The 15141-nt window shown below is 70.5% G+C and carries 24 protein-coding genes; 13 read left to right on the forward strand and 11 right to left on the reverse strand.

What is annotated here, in order from left to right:
- Positions 1 to 27 precede the first annotated feature (27 nt).
- From PUR53_RS39225 to PUR53_RS39240, 4 genes are all read left to right on the forward strand, one after another.
- A complete protein-coding gene (locus tag PUR53_RS39225) occupies positions 28 to 237 on the forward strand; it encodes an MbtH family protein (RefSeq protein WP_329896548.1) in 210 nt (69 codons plus the stop codon).
- Between the two features lie 47 nt (positions 238 to 284).
- Complete coding sequence (locus tag PUR53_RS39230; protein WP_443080414.1) at positions 285 to 1304, forward strand: TauD/TfdA family dioxygenase; 1020 nt, start codon at positions 285 to 287, stop codon at positions 1302 to 1304.
- A 35-nt stretch (positions 1305 to 1339) separates the two neighbouring features.
- Positions 1340 to 2641, forward strand: a complete 1302-nt coding sequence (locus tag PUR53_RS39235; RefSeq protein ID WP_329911532.1) for a diaminobutyrate--2-oxoglutarate transaminase — start codon at positions 1340 to 1342, stop codon at positions 2639 to 2641.
- A gap of 110 nt (positions 2642 to 2751) precedes the next feature.
- Complete coding sequence (locus PUR53_RS39240) at positions 2752 to 3540, forward strand: SGNH/GDSL hydrolase family protein (RefSeq protein ID WP_329896678.1); 789 nt, start codon at positions 2752 to 2754, stop codon at positions 3538 to 3540.
- A 42-nt stretch (positions 3541 to 3582) separates the two neighbouring features.
- On the opposite strand, the gene PUR53_RS39245 is transcribed toward PUR53_RS39240, so the two are convergent.
- Positions 3583 to 4158: a PadR family transcriptional regulator gene (locus PUR53_RS39245; RefSeq protein WP_329896545.1), complete on the reverse strand. Its 576-nt coding sequence runs from the start codon at positions 4156 to 4158 to the stop codon at positions 3583 to 3585.
- A gap of 80 nt (positions 4159 to 4238) precedes the next feature.
- On the opposite strand from PUR53_RS39245, the gene PUR53_RS39250 reads away from it, so the two are divergent.
- On the forward strand, positions 4239 to 4646 hold the full coding sequence (locus tag PUR53_RS39250) for a nuclear transport factor 2 family protein (RefSeq protein ID WP_329896544.1): 408 nt from the start codon (positions 4239 to 4241) through the stop codon (positions 4644 to 4646).
- Positions 4647 to 4655: 9 nt separating this feature from the next.
- Entirely contained in the window at positions 4656 to 5192 is a 537-nt protein-coding gene (locus tag PUR53_RS39255) for a hypothetical protein (RefSeq protein ID WP_329911533.1), read from the forward strand.
- 15 nt (positions 5193 to 5207) lie between these two features.
- Here the strand turns inward: PUR53_RS39255 and PUR53_RS39260 are convergent, their stop codons facing one another.
- On the reverse strand, positions 5208 to 5522 hold the full coding sequence (locus tag PUR53_RS39260) for an antibiotic biosynthesis monooxygenase family protein (protein WP_329911534.1): 315 nt from the start codon (positions 5520 to 5522) through the stop codon (positions 5208 to 5210).
- Between the two features lie 54 nt (positions 5523 to 5576).
- Here PUR53_RS39260 and PUR53_RS39265 point away from each other — a divergent pair.
- Together PUR53_RS39265 and PUR53_RS39270 are read left to right on the forward strand one after the other, a co-directional pair.
- A protein-coding gene (locus tag PUR53_RS39265; RefSeq protein WP_443080415.1) for an IS5 family transposase occupies positions 5577 to 6391 on the forward strand; the annotation gives its coding sequence in 2 pieces (ribosomal slippage) (positions 5577 to 5924 and positions 5927 to 6391; 813 coding nt in all).
- A 40-nt stretch (positions 6392 to 6431) separates the two neighbouring features.
- A complete protein-coding gene (locus PUR53_RS39270; RefSeq protein WP_329911535.1) occupies positions 6432 to 6899 on the forward strand; it encodes a hypothetical protein in 468 nt (155 codons plus the stop codon).
- 120 nt (positions 6900 to 7019) lie between these two features.
- On the opposite strand, the gene PUR53_RS39275 is transcribed toward PUR53_RS39270, so the two are convergent.
- On the reverse strand, positions 7020 to 8279 hold the full coding sequence (locus PUR53_RS39275) for an MFS transporter (RefSeq protein ID WP_329911536.1): 1260 nt from the start codon (positions 8277 to 8279) through the stop codon (positions 7020 to 7022).
- 92 nt (positions 8280 to 8371) lie between these two features.
- Positions 8372 to 8686 carry a VOC family protein gene (locus tag PUR53_RS39280; protein WP_329896540.1) on the reverse strand — a complete coding sequence of 105 codons (315 nt, stop codon included), beginning with the start codon at positions 8684 to 8686 and terminating at the stop codon, positions 8372 to 8374.
- A gap of 96 nt (positions 8687 to 8782) precedes the next feature.
- On the opposite strand from PUR53_RS39280, the gene PUR53_RS39285 reads away from it, so the two are divergent.
- Positions 8783 to 9361 carry a 3'-5' exonuclease gene (locus PUR53_RS39285; RefSeq protein WP_329896539.1) on the forward strand — a complete coding sequence of 193 codons (579 nt, stop codon included), beginning with the start codon at positions 8783 to 8785 and terminating at the stop codon, positions 9359 to 9361.
- Here PUR53_RS39285 and PUR53_RS39290 read toward each other — a convergent pair whose 3' ends face one another.
- From PUR53_RS39290 to PUR53_RS39320, 7 genes are all read right to left on the reverse strand, one after another.
- A complete protein-coding gene (locus tag PUR53_RS39290) occupies positions 9362 to 9886 on the reverse strand; it encodes a hypothetical protein (RefSeq protein WP_329896538.1) in 525 nt (174 codons plus the stop codon).
- 85 nt (positions 9887 to 9971) lie between these two features.
- Entirely contained in the window at positions 9972 to 10439 is a 468-nt protein-coding gene (locus tag PUR53_RS39295) for a hypothetical protein (RefSeq protein WP_329911538.1), read from the reverse strand.
- A 185-nt stretch (positions 10440 to 10624) separates the two neighbouring features.
- The gene (locus PUR53_RS39300) at positions 10625 to 10858 is read right to left on the reverse strand and encodes a hypothetical protein (RefSeq protein ID WP_329911539.1); all 234 of its coding nucleotides are present in this window, start codon (positions 10856 to 10858) and stop codon (positions 10625 to 10627) included.
- A gap of 32 nt (positions 10859 to 10890) precedes the next feature.
- Complete coding sequence (locus PUR53_RS39305; RefSeq protein ID WP_329896535.1) at positions 10891 to 11439, reverse strand: hypothetical protein; 549 nt, start codon at positions 11437 to 11439, stop codon at positions 10891 to 10893.
- A gap of 128 nt (positions 11440 to 11567) precedes the next feature.
- Positions 11568 to 11939 (reverse strand): STAS domain-containing protein, encoded by a 372-nt coding sequence (locus tag PUR53_RS39310; protein ID WP_329896534.1) that lies wholly within the window; start codon positions 11937 to 11939, stop codon positions 11568 to 11570.
- A gap of 381 nt (positions 11940 to 12320) precedes the next feature.
- The gene (locus PUR53_RS39315; RefSeq protein WP_329911540.1) at positions 12321 to 12566 is read right to left on the reverse strand and encodes a hypothetical protein; all 246 of its coding nucleotides are present in this window, start codon (positions 12564 to 12566) and stop codon (positions 12321 to 12323) included.
- Positions 12567 to 12571: 5 nt separating this feature from the next.
- Positions 12572 to 13168: a DUF5994 family protein gene (locus PUR53_RS39320; protein ID WP_329911541.1), complete on the reverse strand. Its 597-nt coding sequence runs from the start codon at positions 13166 to 13168 to the stop codon at positions 12572 to 12574.
- A gap of 207 nt (positions 13169 to 13375) precedes the next feature.
- On the opposite strand from PUR53_RS39320, the gene PUR53_RS39325 reads away from it, so the two are divergent.
- The 4 genes from PUR53_RS39325 to PUR53_RS39340 all read left to right on the forward strand — a co-directional run bounded on the left by PUR53_RS39325 (position 13376) and on the right by PUR53_RS39340 (position 15050).
- A complete protein-coding gene (locus tag PUR53_RS39325; protein ID WP_329896531.1) occupies positions 13376 to 13507 on the forward strand; it encodes a hypothetical protein in 132 nt (43 codons plus the stop codon).
- Positions 13508 to 13791: 284 nt separating this feature from the next.
- Positions 13792 to 14343 (forward strand): DUF5994 family protein, encoded by a 552-nt coding sequence (locus tag PUR53_RS39330; RefSeq protein WP_329911543.1) that lies wholly within the window; start codon positions 13792 to 13794, stop codon positions 14341 to 14343.
- Between the two features lie 171 nt (positions 14344 to 14514).
- Positions 14515 to 14706 (forward strand): CsbD family protein, encoded by a 192-nt coding sequence (locus PUR53_RS39335; protein WP_329896529.1) that lies wholly within the window; start codon positions 14515 to 14517, stop codon positions 14704 to 14706.
- On the forward strand, positions 14703 to 15050 hold the full coding sequence (locus tag PUR53_RS39340) for a hypothetical protein (RefSeq protein ID WP_329911545.1): 348 nt from the start codon (positions 14703 to 14705) through the stop codon (positions 15048 to 15050). The genes PUR53_RS39335 and PUR53_RS39340 overlap by 4 nt, the downstream gene beginning before the upstream one ends.
- Positions 15051 to 15141: the final 91 nt, after the last annotated feature.

Below are 15141 nucleotides of genomic sequence, written 5' to 3' on the forward strand. Positions count from 1 at the left end.
GGGCTCCCGAAAGGACACCGACCCGTCATGACCAACCCCTTCGAGAACCCCGACGGCACCTACCGGGTCCTGGTCAACGACGAGGGCCAGCACTCCCTGTGGCCCGACTCCGTGGCCGTACCCGCCGGCTGGACCATCGCCTTCGGCCCGGACACCCGCCCCGCCTGCCTCGACCACATCGAGCGCGAGTGGACCGACCTGCGCCCCAAGAGCCTCATCGACGCCATGAACGCCTGACCACCCCACGTCAACCACGCAACGCACGGAACGGAAGTGAACACGACGTGATCAGCGTCGAATCGACGACGGCGCCCGCGAGCGCGGCGCGGACCCCGCACCCCACGGCCGGGGACGACACGGTCCGCCTCGCCGCCCCCGACCTGGCCGCACTGGCCCTGGTGACGGGTGACCTCCTGGACCGGGCGGGGGAGCGGGTCGACGACCCCGACTGGCCGGCCCTCGCCCGCCACGCCTGGGAGGACGCCCCGGCCGAAGTGAGGCGGCTGGTACGGGAGTTCCGCAGGAACTCCGGCCCCGACGGCGCCCTCGTCCTGCGGCGCCTGCCCATCGGCGCCGCCGACCTGCCGCCCACCCCCATGGTGAAGGGCTCGGTGCAGCGCGTCCCGTCACTGCCCGCGGCGACCCTGCTGCTGTTCGCGGCGGGCCTCGGCGATCCGGCCGCGTTCGCGGCCGAGAAGTCCGGCGCCCTGGTCCAGGACGTGGTCCCCGTGCCGGGAGAGGAGGAGGTCCAGGGCAACGTGGGCTCGGTCGAGCTCACCTTCCACACCGAGAACGCCTTCCACCCCCACCGCCCCGACTACGTCATGCTGCTGTGCCTGCGCCCCGACCACGAGGGCGTGGCGGAACTGCGTACCAGCTGCGTCCGGCGCGTACTGCCCCGGCTGACCCCCGCCACCCGCGAGGCGCTCGGCCGCCCCGAGTACGTCACCCAGGCACCCCCGTCCTTCGGCCGCGGCGACACCGGCACCGTCCACGCCGTCCTCACCGGCGACCCCGAGGACCCGGACCTGTGCTTCGACGAGGCGGCCACCCGGCCCCTGACCCCCGAGGGGCAGGCCGCCCTCACCGAACTGGCGACGGTCGCCCACGCGACGTACACGGGGGTGCTGCTCCGTCCCGGAGACCTCGCCGTGGTCGACAACAGGGTGACCCTGCACGGGCGTTCGGCGTTCACCCCGCGCTACGACGGCGCGGACCGCTGGCTCCAGCGGACCTTCGCGTTCAGCGACCTCCGCCGCTCCCGCGACCACCGTCCCGGCGACGGAACGGTCCTGGTCAAGTGACGCGGCCCCGAAACCGATGAAAGGTACGTGCTGACATGACCGAGACCGACCGGGCACCCCGTACGGTGTTCGAACGTCACGAGTCGAACGTACGCAGCTACTGCCGCGACTTCCCGGTGGTCTTCGAACGCGCCATCGGACACCACCTCTGGGACACCACCGGGCGTCGCTACGTGGACCTGCTCTGCGGGGCGGGATCCCTCAACTACGGCCACAACCCGCCCGCGATCGTCGAACGGGTGACGGCCTACCTCGCGGCCGGCGGGCCGGTCCAGTCGCTGGACCTGCACACCACCGCGAAAGCCGACTTCCTGGAACGCTTCACCGGCCTCGTCCTGGAGCCCCGGGGGCTGGGCGACTTCGTGGTGCAGTTCCCGGGGCCGGCCGGGACGCTTGCGGTGGAGGCCGCGCTGAAGCTGGCCCGCAAGGTCACCGGGCGCACCGAGGTGATCGCCTTCACCGGCGGCTTCCACGGAGCGTCCCTGGGCGCCCTCGCCGCCACGACCTCCCCGCTGCTGCGCGGAGCGGCCGGGGTACCGCTGACCGACGTCACGATCCTGCCCTACGGCGACGCGGCCCACCCGGACGGCACCGACCCCGTCACCGCCCTGGAACGGGCCCTCGGCGGGGACGCGCGGACGGCCCCGCCCGCGGCGATCCTGCTGGAGACCGTCCAGGGCGAGGGCGGCCTGCACACCGCCCCCCATGACTGGCTCGTACGGATCCGTGAACTCGCCGACTCCGTGGGCGCGTTGGTGATCGTGGACGACATCCAGGCGGGCTGCGGGCGCACCGGGACCTTCTTCAGTTTCGAGGACACCCCCGAACTCCGCCCCGACCTGGTGTGCCTGTCGAAGTCGCTCAGCGGTATGGGGCTGCCGATGGCGGCCCTGTTGATCCGCCGCGAGATCGACCGGTGGGCGCCGGGCGAGCACAACGGCACCTTCCGCGGCCACAACCTCGCCTTCGTGGCGGGCTCCGCGGCCCTGGACCACTGGACCGACCCCGAATTCACCCACCACGCCGAGCAGTTGGCCTCGGCGATCCGCACCAGCCTCGCCGGCCTGGTCGCGGCCCTCCCGGCCCGGGTGGCCGACGTGGTGGGCAAGGGCGCGATGAGCGGGCTGCGGTTCGCCGACGCGGACACCGCCGAAGGGGTGCGGCGTGCGCTGTTCCGCGCCGGGATCGTCGCCGAGACGTCGGGGCGGGGCCACGTACTGAAACTCCTGCCGCCCCTCACGATGTCCCTCGTCGAGTGGAAGGAGGTGGCCGAGGTGTTCGGCGAGGCGGTCCTCACCACGGTCTCCGACGTCCCGGCACCCCCTGCGCGGCCGTGAGCCGACTGCTATCTTGTTGGTCAACGATGCACTTAGGTGCATCGTTGACCAACAAGACGACGAACCGCCGACGCCACGAGCGGTCGGCGTCGACGAGAGGCGGTCGGTCCGTGCCGAGCGGTGCGTATCTGCGCTATGTCGCCCTGGGCGACAGTCAGACCGAGGGGCTCGGGGACGGTGACGACGAAAGCGGTCTGCGGGGCTGGGCGGACCGGCTCGCCGAGCTGCTCGACCGTCACCGCCCCGGCCTGCGCTACGCCAACCTCGCGATACGCGGCCGCAAGGCCGCAGAGGTGCGCGCTGAACAACTGGCCCCGGCACTCGCGATGCGGCCGGACCTCGCCACCGTCGTCGCCGGGGTCAACGACGTGCTGCGCCCGCGCGTCGACCTCGACGAGGTGGCCGGCCATCTGGAGGCGATGTTCGCGGCTCTCACCGCTCAGGGCGCCACGGTCGTGACCCTCACCGCCCCCGACGTGGGGCGCATCACCCCGCTGGCCCGCCCGATCGGCCGCCGGGTACTCGCGCTCAACGATCGCGTACGGGAGGCCGCCGCCCGCCACGGAGTGGTGGTCGCGGAGACGGCCGCGCACCCCGTCGTGACCGATCCACGGCTGTGGAGCGCGGACCGGCTGCACGCGGGTCCGCTGGGGCACGCGCGTATCGCGGCCGCCGTGGCCCAGGCGCTCGACCTGCCCGGCAGTGACGACACCTGGACGCTCCCGCTGCCGGCCGAGGGGACGGACGCCGCCGCCTGGCGGGCCGTGGGCGCCGAGGTGCGCTGGGCCGGTGCCTTCCTCGGCCCCTGGATCGGCCGCCGCCTGCGCGGCCGCTCCTCCGGCGACGGCCGCCGGGCGAAGAGACCGACCCTCCTGCCGGTGACCGCGCCCGCGCGCTAGGCGTACGGCCACGGCCTCGCCGGGTGTGCGGCCACGGCCTCGCTAGGAGCGTGAGCGTGCGGCGGCCGCGCGCTGGTCGAGTCTGCGCAGGGCCATGTCCCCCCACTGGAGGTTCTCCCGCTCCAGAGCCATCCCGCGCAGCAGCGTGAGGTACGGTCCGACGCGTTCGGCCTCGGCGAAGTACGCCTCCTCCGAGCGCCCGTCGAGGAGGCGCTGGCGCAGCCTCTCGTAGCGGGCGAGCTTGGCGGTGGCCCACTCCATGCGCTGGGCGACGGCGGCCCGCACCGCCTCGCTGTCGCCGACGTCCACGCACTGCACCTTGACCATCAGCTCGTCCCGGATCACCTCCGGCTTCCCGGGCGGCTCGGCGGTGTAGGCGTGCACGGCCTCGCGCCCGGCCCGGGTCAGCGAGAACAGCCGCTTGTTGGGCCGGCGCTCCTGCTCGACGACGCGGGCCGTGACCAGCCCTTCGGCCTCCATGCGTTCCAGCTCCCGGTAGAGCTGCTGGGGAGTCGACATCCAGAAGTTGGCGACCGTCGCGTCGAACGCCTTCGCGAGGTCGTATCCGGACGCCTCGCCCTCCAACAGCGCGGCCATCACCGCGTTCCGCAAAGCCATGAGCACACGCTAGCAGTGCTGTTACTCTCCTCCTCACCTAATCAATTTCTTGTATATGACTATCTGTGAGAGGTGGGTTCATGCACGCCTTCCGTGAGGCTGTGGAGAACGGTGACATGGAGGCCGTCGCCGCCCTGCTGGCCGACGACGTCGTCTTCACCAGCCCGGTCGTGTTCAAGCCGTACCCGGGCAAGGCGATGACCGCCGCGATCCTGCGCGGTGTGTCCCGGGTCTTCGAGGACTTCACCTACGTCCGCGAGATAGCCGACCCCGACGGGCGCGACCACGCCTTCGTCTTCACCGCGACCGTCGCCGGCAAGCAGCTCCAGGGCTGCGACTTCCTGCACTTCGACGACCAGGGGAAGATCGACGAGTTCACGGTGATGGTCCGCCCGCTCTCCGCGGCCCAGGCCCTGTCCGAGGCGATGGGTGCCCAGTTCGACCAGATCGCGCGGGAGGCGGCCGGCGGTGTCAGTGCCCGTTCGTAGGATCTCGGCATGTCCGATGCCTTCACGGTCCTGTGGACCCATGACACATGCCGTGCCCTGCGCGCCGCGGGGCGCGAGGGTGAGCGCCCGCCCGTCGCCTTCAGCGGCGTCCATTCCTCGCTGCCCGCCTGGTCGGGCGCCCGCCCCGGGGACGAGGTGTACGCGCTGCACGTGAACCGGGGCGAGGTGCTGGTGGTGAGCCGGATGCGCGTGGTCGACAGGGAGCGACGCGGCTGCTGCGGCGCCGCTCCGGCGACCTGGCGGGACCCGGGTTTCCCCGGACACCACGACTGGGCGGCGCTCGGCGCGGGCGGCTGCGGCGCCGAGGCCGTGCACGTGGACGCCACGCCCGTGCGCTTCGACATGGCGATACCCGGCGACCTCCTGGGCCGACTGACCTGGCGCAACCGCCGAGAACAGACCAGGGGTCTCAAATACGTGGTGGACGGCCGGCTGCAGCGGGCGGTCAGTCTCCAGGGGTTCTACCGCCTCACGCCCGAGTCGGCCGAAGACCTCGCGGAGGTTCTCGCTGCCCCCGCCCGCTGACCCCCTCCGTCCCGGTCAGCCCGCCGTCGGGCCCTGCGCGACCTCCGCTCGCGTGAATCCGCTGCTCCGCTCCACTTTCGCCACATGCAGCGTGTAGCTCTGGTACCACTCGGCCCGCCCGCGCTTCTGCGCCGCGCGGTGCTCCAGGTCGTCACGCCACCGCGTCAGCGCGTCGGCGTCACGGAAGTAGCTGACCGTGATGCCGATCCCGCCGGGGGTCTGCGCATGGTCCATCCCCAGGTATCCGGGGATGTCCTTCACCAACTCCTCCATGCGCGCGTTCGTCTCGGCGTAGCCGTCCTGTTCCTGGGTGCGCACCGTGGTGAACACAGCCGCGTAGTAAGACACCGTTTCTTTTGGCCTGGGGTGGTCGTTGGTCAGTGCATGGCAGACCTGGTCCAGCGGCTGGTACCGGACGAGTTGTGGGAGCTGTTTCGCCGGGTGGTACCTCCTACGGAGGTCATACGTCCCCAGGGCGGGGGCCGACGACGGGCGGGCGACCGCGAGACGTTGGCGGCGATCATCTTCGTGGCCACGTCGGGCTGCACCTGGCGGCAACTCCCGCCGGTCTTCGGCCCGGCGTGGCCCACGGTCTACCGGCGCTTCGCGCAGTGGAGCCGTGCCCGCGTCTGGGCCAGGCTGCACCGCGTCATCCTCGACGAACTCGGCGCGCTCGGTGAGCTGGACTGGTCCCGATGTGCAATCGACTCGGTAAGCGTCAGGGCCGCAAAAGGGGGCTACTGACGGGACCGAATCCGACCGATCGCGGCAAGCCGGGATCGAAGATCCACCTGATCACCGACCGAAAAGGACTGCCCCTGTCCCTGGGCATCTCCGCAGCCAACCTGCACGACAGTCAGGGCCTGGTGCCGCTCGTACGAGGCATACCGCCGATCCGGTCCCGCCGGGGCCCGCGTCGCAGGCGACCTGGGAAACTCCATGGCGACAAGGGGTACGACTACGACCACCTGCGCCGATGGCTCCGCAGCCGCGGCATACGCCACCGCATCGCCCGCAAACGCATCGAATCCTCACAACGACTCGGCCGCCACCGATGGGTGGTCGAGCGAACGGTGTCCTGGCTGGCAGGCTGCCGCCGTCTCCACCGCCGCTACGAGCGCAAGCCCGAGCACTTCCTGGCCTTCGTGGGCATCGCTGCCCTCCTCATCGGCAATCGGCGCCTCACACGGATCCGATAACTCACTGGTCAGAGGTGTTCCCCTCGGTCAGGATTCGCTCATGGACGAGCCAGCCACCATCGCCTGGAAGTACGCGGCGAACCTCATCTGCGAGGAAGACCTGCCCATGTTGGCGGCCCACCTACTGGCTGCCGGCCACGACTCTCCTTCACTGCGCGACCTGGCCGGCCGTTCCCGGCGCGAGCACCCAGCAGAGATCCGCCAGCTCTTCGGGCACACCATGGACGAGCTCGGGATCCAGATCCCGGACTGCGAGACCGCTGAACGCTGCCTCCTGCATCACATGGCGACAGAGCTGACCGCCGGTGCCTTGTCACCGAAGATGGCCGCAGATCGAGTCTGGCAGGGGATCGAGGCGTTGACAGATCCTGAGCGGGAGTTCGTGGCGGCCGTGGGCCTGGAGTACCACCTCGACTTCATGTCCCCCGAAGAGGTCCGGGCCTGGGAGAACGCTGTACGCCTCGCCGCAAAGACTCTGGCTGGAACAGCCTTCCCACACACGCAGTGACACCAGCCACGGCCACACCCACCACTCACCAGCAGCCAGCCCTCATGCACACCAAAAGAAACGACCTCTAAGGGGGTTCATAGGCCTGGACGGGCACGACAGCCGTGTCGGAGTGATCGCTCATGGCTCCACCGTACGGGGCGTGAGGCACTCCGCGGCGGGCAGCGGCCGCGCGGTGGCCGGAGCCGGCGCGCGGATGGAGGGGGTGGCGACCATGACCAGAGTGGCGAGGAGGATGAGCGCGGCAGCCGCGTAGAGGGTGGCCTGGAGGCCGAGGAGGAGCACGGCGGATCCGGCGGCGAACTGGGCGAGCGGGAGCGCGAGGTAGGAGCCGAGGTCGTCATAGGCGTAGACGCGGGCGAGACGGTCCTCGGGGATCTGCTCGTTGAGGGTCGAGTACCAGGCGACGCCGGCCTGTTCACCGCCCACGCCCGCCACGAAGTTGGCCACGACCAGCAGCCAGGTGTAGGGGGCGAGCGCGAGCAGCAGCGGGATCGTCGCCGTCAGGCCCATCAGCGCGCAGCCGACCAGGATCGCGCGCCGGGGCCGCCATCTCAGCGACAGTACGCCGCCGGCGACCGCGCCCAGCGAGCCCGCGGCGAGGGCCAGGCCCCAGCCGCTGCGGCCGATCCCGGTGCTGTCGGCGACGGCCGGGCCGAGGACGGTGAACGAGGCGGTGAGGCCGGCGTTGAGGAAGCAGAAGCACACCACGATCACCCACACCCAGCTACGGGAGGTGAACTCCAGCCAGCCGACGCGCAGTTCATGCACCACACCGGGGCTGGGCGGGGGCGGCGCGGCCTGGACGCGGACCAGCGCGAAGGACGTGGCGGCGAGCGCGAAGCTGAGCGCGTCGACGGCCAGGCCCCAGCCCGGGCCGATCGCGGCGACCAGTACGCCGCCGAGCGAGGCACCCACGACCACCGCGCTGCTGGCCGCGATGCGGGAGAGCGCGAGGGCCGCGCGGCGGGACTCGGCCGGCACGGTCTGCGGCAACAAGGCCTGGGCGGCGGGCTGATAGCAGGAACCTGACGCGCCGGAGACTGCGGCGAGCACCATGAGCAGGGGGATGGCGGCGTTGTGGGTGAGGACCAGGACGGCGATCACCGCCTGGCTCAGGCCGCAGACCGCACTGCTGCCGACCAGCAGCGGGCCGCGCGGCAGCCGGTCCGCCAACACCCCGCCGAACAGCAGGAAGAGGATGCTGGTGAGGGAGTGGGCGCCGACCACCAACCCGAGCGAGCCGACCGAGCCGGTGGCGTCGAGGACGGCGAACGCCAGGGCGATCGGCGCCACTCCGTTGCCGAGCAGGTTGGCCGTCGTACCGATGAAGAGGTGACGGAACGGGCGGTGGCGCAGCGGCGCCAGGGCGGCAGACACGCGCTTGATCGTCCGGGCCGGCCGACGCGCCCGTCAACGGAATTTAGGACCGGCGCCTGCTTCCCACACGATCCGTCCAACGGCCGCGGTGTTCAGGTGACGTGGACCTCGACGGTGCGGCCGTCCGGGTCGGTGAGCAGATGGCGCCCCCGGGCGAGCGGGGGAGTGGCCCTCGCGCCGTCCACGGCCAGGCCCAGACGCAGCGCGTCCGTCCGCCGGTCCGGACGGGCCGGGTAGAGCTCGAAGACCGTACCGTCGCCCAGGACGGCGGCATGGTGCTCGGGACCCTGGCCGTGTCGCTCCGCGGTGAAGTCCAGGCCGAGGTCCTGATAGAAGCGCCGGCATTCCTCAAGCCGGGGCGAGTACAACACCAGCAAGGTCACGCGGGCCGTAGCCGAGTCGGTCATGCGCTCTCCCGGTGCTCTCGTGGGGACGACGCGCAACGGTAGCGCGACAGGAAATCGAGGTGCCGGAACAGGGCGCGCATCCCTACCCTCGTCCCCATGCGCCACGAACCTGCCCTGCTCAACGTCATCGATGTGGAGGCTACCTGCTGGGACGGACAACCACCGCCCGGCTCGGTGAACGAGATCATCGAGATCGGTCTCACCGTCGTGGACGTGTCGGCACGGTGCCGTGTGTCCCGGCACCGTGTCCTGGTCCGCCCCGTCCGATCGGCGGTGAGCGACTTCTGCACGGAACTGACCGGCCTGACGCAGGCCGAGGTGGAACGGGGCGTCACCTTCGCCGAGGCATGCCGGATCCTCGTCGAGGAGTACGGGGCGGGGGAGCGGCCCTGGGCGAGCTGGGGCGAGTACGACCGTCGGCAGTTCGCTCGGCAGAGTCAGGCCGACGGCGTGGCCTACCCGTTCGGCTATCCGACGGAGCGCACGCACACCAATGCCAAGGCCGTGTTCACCGCGGCGTACGGGCTGCGCAGGAAGCCCGGCATGAGCCAGGCGCTGCGGATCGCCGGACTGCCGCTCGAGGGACGCCATCACCGGGGCGAGGACGACGCGTGGAACATCGCGGCACTTGTCCTGGATCTGCTGGACCGCGAGGCATGGCCGACGAAGGCCTGATCAACGCGTGGACTTCCGGGCGGCCCACTCACGTTCGGCGATGGCGAGGCCGCGCTCCAGCGTCTCGACGAGGACCGTCCGGTGCAGCGACACCACCGTGGGCTCGTGCCGGGCCCCAGTGTCCGAGGCGGCGCCGCCTCCCTCACGCAGCCGACAGGCGAGGTGCACCCGGTCCCCGTCAGGGAACGCGAACGCTGTCACCTCGTCGGTGCACTCCCCCCACTCCAGGAACTCCCATCGCGCGAGCGCCGCCCCGGGCTCGGCCTCGGTGCCGGCGTCGTCGTACATCCAACTCTCGGCCGTGCGAAAGGACTCGGACGGCGAGGTGAGGTCCACCGGCGGCGGGGTCGGCGTACGGAAGCGAGCGAGCTCGTCCTTGAGCTTCTTGACCAGGAGGGGCGGGTAGAACGCGTTGTCCCACGTGTTCACATGAAGCCCGCCGACGAAGACATCGACGCACAGCAGCCCCGGGTCCTGTTCGACGTGGAACTCCAGACCGAACCCGGCCCGCGACCCACACAACATGGCAAGCTCCCCGCCCGTGCCGCAACCTCCGCACGCCCAACCCTACTGACCCACCACCGACCTCACCCTCGCTTCGCGGCTGTGATCACGCCTGCTCTTGGTAGACCCGGATTTCCTGGGGGTGGAAGTTGCGGACGATCGGCCAGAATTCCTGGCGGCCAAGGCTGTCGGCCCAGGCGTCGAGTTCGTCGTCTGTGTCGTGGAAGAACCAGGTCTCGAAGTGCCCCAGCGCCCGAAGTTGGGGGACGGGCTCGTAGCGAAGTTCGCAGTGGAGCTGGATGTGATGATCATGCTCGCCGGAAGCGTCGTTGATCTCGAACTGCCGGGCCAGGTCCAGCGTGAAGACGGGCGGTCCCTCGAAGGCGTGAGTCCCGTACTGGAAGAGAAGGCCATCGGCGTCCGGCGTGTCCGCGGTGTCGAAGCGCTGGGAGCCGAAGCGCACGAACCTGAGCCACACCTCGTCCAAGTCCAGTTCGGCGAGGGGCTGCTGTCCACGGCTCAGCTCATGTTGGAGTCGCTCCTCGGCCTGGTCTAAGGGCGGTCTCTCCGACATTCTGTCCTTCGCGGTCTCGACGGAATCTGCGGCCTCGCGGTGATCTCCTCGGCCCACCACACTCGCTGACGTGACCAGGGTTGGCTGCAGAGTCTGGGCGCGACGCTATTGGAGCAGGATCAGCTTGCGGAGCAATTCGAATCCGGCACGGCCGTAGAGCTGCCTCTTGATCTTCTTGATGCGGTTCACGGCGCCTTGAGACCGGGCAGCTGGCTGGCACTGACGGCTTCGATCCATGCGGGGAGCGTGTGGCCCAGCCGGTGAGCCAGGATCTCGCCGAAGCCGCCGACATGTTCGGCCGCGGTATCCAGTTCTGGACAGCGAGCGCGCCGGACCGTCAGATGGATCACGACGCTCTGTTCAGCGAGCGGTAGATCCTTCAGTCCAAACCGACGGGCTTGCCGGGTCCGGATCTGCACGTAGGTCTCCTGAACCGGCAACATGGTGGTCGTCAGCCGGGTCGTTGGGTGCGGTTGTCGTGGGCGAGGCCGTCCGGGCGAGCGGCCGTGCGTGGGCCGATGGGCAGGACCAGGGCCCGCAGTAACTCGGGGTCCGACGGCCGCAGGGCGGTGGGGTCCGGTGCTCGGCGAATCGTCCCGATGTCCTGCCATCCCCACGACAGGAACGCGTCGCAGGCCGGGGCATCGGTCTGGGCGACCAGCGTCGCCCCGAGCGAGGCATGGTGGTCGGCGAGCAGCCGTTCCTGGAGTCTGCGGGCGAGGCCCTGGTCGTCCGTGTGCGGGTGCACCACGATCTCGGTGAGGGCGAAGACGTGTCCGGACGCGGTGAGCTGTTCGACGCTCTGCGGAAGGGGCCCGTCGAACCCCCTCCACCATGTCCCCTGGCGTGGAACGGGGAAGCCGTAGGCGCATCCGGCGAAGGTCATGTCCTCCGCGATCAGCAGAGAGAATCCGAGCTGCCGGATGTCGCGGGTGAGCCGCCGCAGAAACGCCTCCCGGCCCCGGTACTCCTGGCCTGGTTGTGCCCGAGTGGACTCCACGTACAGATCTGCCAGGTCTTCTCGCAGGGTTTCGGTCTGCCAGCGGTTCAGCCGGCGCAGACGTAGCGCGTGGGCGGGAGTCCGGGTGCTTCCCTCTCCTTGTGGCGACTTCGGGGAGAGCGGGGCCGTCACGGCGCACCGCCCGCGGTGACGAGAACCCGATGTGATGGTGGCCGAGCGGCGTGGAGTTCGGGGAGCAGGAAGCCGGAGCCGGTGATCTCGATGATGCGGGCCATGGCCGGCGGCGGATAGTGCAGTTGGAGGGTCGTTCCGGCCTCGGTGGCGTGCCGGGATGCCGCGAGGAAGGCGTTGAGTCCGCTGACGTCGCAGAAGGTGACCGCCGTGAGATCGACGTCGGTGGTGCGGATGCCGTCGCGCGCGCATGTGGCCAGTGCGGCGCTGAGGAGCGGGGCGGTGTTCAGGTCGATCTCTCCTGCGAGGGTGATCAGGGCGCGGGTGTTGAGGTCGTGCCGGTGGACGTTCAGCCGGGGAAGGGGCATGGCTCCTCGGTTCGGAGTGTCTGTCGGAGAGTGCCGCGTGGCAGGGACGGGCCCGGTCCTCGCGGCGTTCCGCCGATGTGGGGCTGCGCGGTGGTGGGTGGATGGCCGGTCCGCCAGCCCGAGTTCGCGAACGCGGTGGCGGATCGGGGGTCCGGGGATGCGCCATAGGATCGGACGGAAGGTCCGTGCCCGGCGGGCATCGTGTCCTGGAGGGGCGCGGACCCCGGGCCGGAGCAGCCCGGGTGATTCGGGCACGGGACACGCGAAAACCCCGTCCTGTGCGGTGCTGCGGCCTGGGTCTCGGGCTGCGGGCTGTGCTGTCGGTTCGGTCCGTGTGATCAGTTCAGTGACGGTCCGGAAGAGCCTGCCGGAGCCATGGGCTCACCCCGCCCTCTGACGGGTGCGGCGCTGCGTGCGGAGCCGCACCCGTCGCCGGTGCCGCTCGTCCTCGTCCGGCCGTGACGTCCTGCGGGGAACCGACCGAGCCGGTCCCGGGGCAGGCATTCCGGAGCGGCCGTAGTGGAAGGCTGCGCTGCGATCGCCGTGCTGGGCGTTGAGCAAGTGGATGAGGAGCACCCCAAGAGCGATCATCGCCAGGATCACGACCACGGTCACGAATATCTCCACGGTCCTCACCACCCCGTCGGCTGATGCGGCAGCGGGGCGGGGGCGGCCGGGATCCGTGGGCCTGGGGCCGGCTCGCGGGCTTCATGTCCTCCTTCGGAGTCCCAGACCGCTTCCACGGCCCGGTCGGTCTCGGACACCATCCGCAGGCGCGCCGCCTCCTCCATCAACCAACTCGCGGTCGACGTACCCAGTGGGTCGCTCGCGGCGGCCATCAGCCAGGCGGCTGTGACGGGAGTGGTCTGCGGCGGGAGTACCAAGAGGTTCCAGCGGCCCATGCGGTAGGAGAGCAGCAGCAGTTCGTGCGGGTCCTGCTCGGACAAGAACCAGCCCACGTTCACCACGTGCCCGGCGACCGGCACCTTGGCCGGGACGACCGGCCAGTGGGTGGGATTGATCGTGACCCGGGTGATCCGCCCCCACAACGGGTCCAGTACGGCTGTCAGGGAGGGGAGTTCCGCCCCGAGATCGCGGCAGCGGGGCCACCAGGTGCCGTCCAGCAGGGCCGGTGCGGAACCCACGGGAGCCAGTGACAGACGGGGCGAGGACGAGGAGGACCGGTCAACGGCTTCGAGCGTCGGCGAGGGGGAGATGGTCGCGGTCATGACGCGGACCCTGCCCCGGGCCGGCCGCAACCGGCCCGGCATATTCGATCGCCGAAAACGACACGGCGTGGAAGCCGGTGCGCGAAATATCTTCGGTGGTTTCAGCGTACTCCCCGGGTAGGCCGAACGGACCGTACGGTCAATGGAGGAACAGCCCCATGCGTCCCCGCCTGGAAGCGTCGGAATTCAGCAGAGCATCGTGGGGAGGTGACCGCCGTGGTCACTGTCCTGGCTCACCTGCGCCTGTCCGAACTCGCGGCACAGGTCATCTCCGGCGCCTTCGACAGCACGGTCATCCCGGCGTCGGCACCGGACTGGCACGACGGCCACCTCGGCTGACCGGCGTCAAGTCTTCGAGGGAGGGACCCCGCCTCGAGCTCACCGTGGACACCACCAGCGCGGCAGAACCGGCGCGTTTCTGGCTGGAGACCAGCCGCTCCTCGGGCAAGGACGGCCGCCGGAAGTGAGGGTATCTCCGGAAGCGGTCCGTTCGGCCGCTTCGGGGAGTAGCGTGAACCCATCGGGAGCACTTCGCGCACCGGCCCCGATACCGGTGTCGTTCCTGGTGAGCAACGGCACCGGGCAACTGCTCACGCGCAGGGGTTCGGAGACGGGTTCGCACGATGTCCGCCATCACCGACCATCCCTCGCCGCGCGCCGTGCCCTTCAGGGCCCCGTCCGCACGCCTTGCCCTCAAACCCGTGGGCCCCTCCCCGGGGCAGGTCGAGCTGGACGGCGCCTGGTGGCCCCGCTCCCGTGACCTGAGCGACGAACTGCCCGTGCTGGCCGACGTACTGGACCCGCTGTGGGGGCGGATCACCCGTATCGCCGTCAACCCCCGCTCCTGGCCGGTCATCCCGCAACGGATTTTCGTCAACGGCCATGTGGTGAAGATCGGTTGGTTCACCACGGAGCTGGACCCGCACAAGATCCTGCTGCTGTCCGGAACGTCGGGCCGCTGGGACCTCCTGGTGATACCTCCGGAGGTCAGCGCCCCATCGGCCGCCCGGCTGATGGCCGCGGCGAGCGCGAGCACCGCCCCGCAGTCGACCGCGACCGCTCTCATGACGGCGGAACTGGTCGACGCCTCCTCCACATCGGCCGACGCCGACACCGGACGGCCCGACCGGCTGGCGGCGGAGATGCGGCCATATGCGCCGCCGCTCCGGCCGTAACGAGGCGGCCCGGATCGCGTGGCCACCGCGTTGACACGGACCGTCGCCGGAGGCGGAAAGGCCGCAGGGTGCCGGGTCATGCACCTGCGGAACAGACGGCGAAGCCTTCCGCCCTTCCGCCTCGCCCGGTCCCCGCGAGAACCCACTCACCGGACAACAGCGAGGCCGGTCATGACCGTTGCACGGAGCATCAGCAACCAGGCGCAGACGATGAAGGGCAGGATGACGCAAGAGCTCGGCCGGGTCACCCGCAACACGCGACTGGAGCGCCGAGGCAGGAACGACCGCGTCTCCGGAAGCCTGGAACAGGCCGTGGAGAAGACCAAGGACGCCTTCAGGCGGAACGGAAGTGGCTCCCGATGATGTACGACCAGACACGCGCCCGGCAGTCCGTCGGCCAGACTTCGGGCACGGCCGGACGCCGCAGCCCGAGCCCGGAGCCGCTGCTCCCGTCGGGCGAACAGGACAAGATCGTCCAGCGCCTCCGGCACGCCCTCAACACCTTCGCCGACACCCCGTTCGAGGCGCTGGAAGAGGCCGAGAGCGCCTATGACCAAGCCACCGCACAGCTCGTGAACGCCCTCGCGGAACGACGGCGTCTCCTGCGCGCGGGCTGGCAGGAACAGAACCCCAACGCACAGTCCGAAGAACTTCGGCACGCACTGAGGCAGTACCGGGAGATCACCCAGAGACTGCTCCACATCTAGGCGGCCACTACTCCGCGTCGCGGGCGAGCGCGGAGTAGTGTCGACAGTACCGAGGGCATTTCGCACACCGGCTTCCACGCCGGGTCGTTCT

The sequence above is a fragment of the Streptomyces sp. SP18BB07 genome (assembly GCF_036322545.1).
GTDB lineage: Bacteria > Actinomycetota > Actinomycetes > Streptomycetales > Streptomycetaceae > Streptomyces > Streptomyces deccanensis.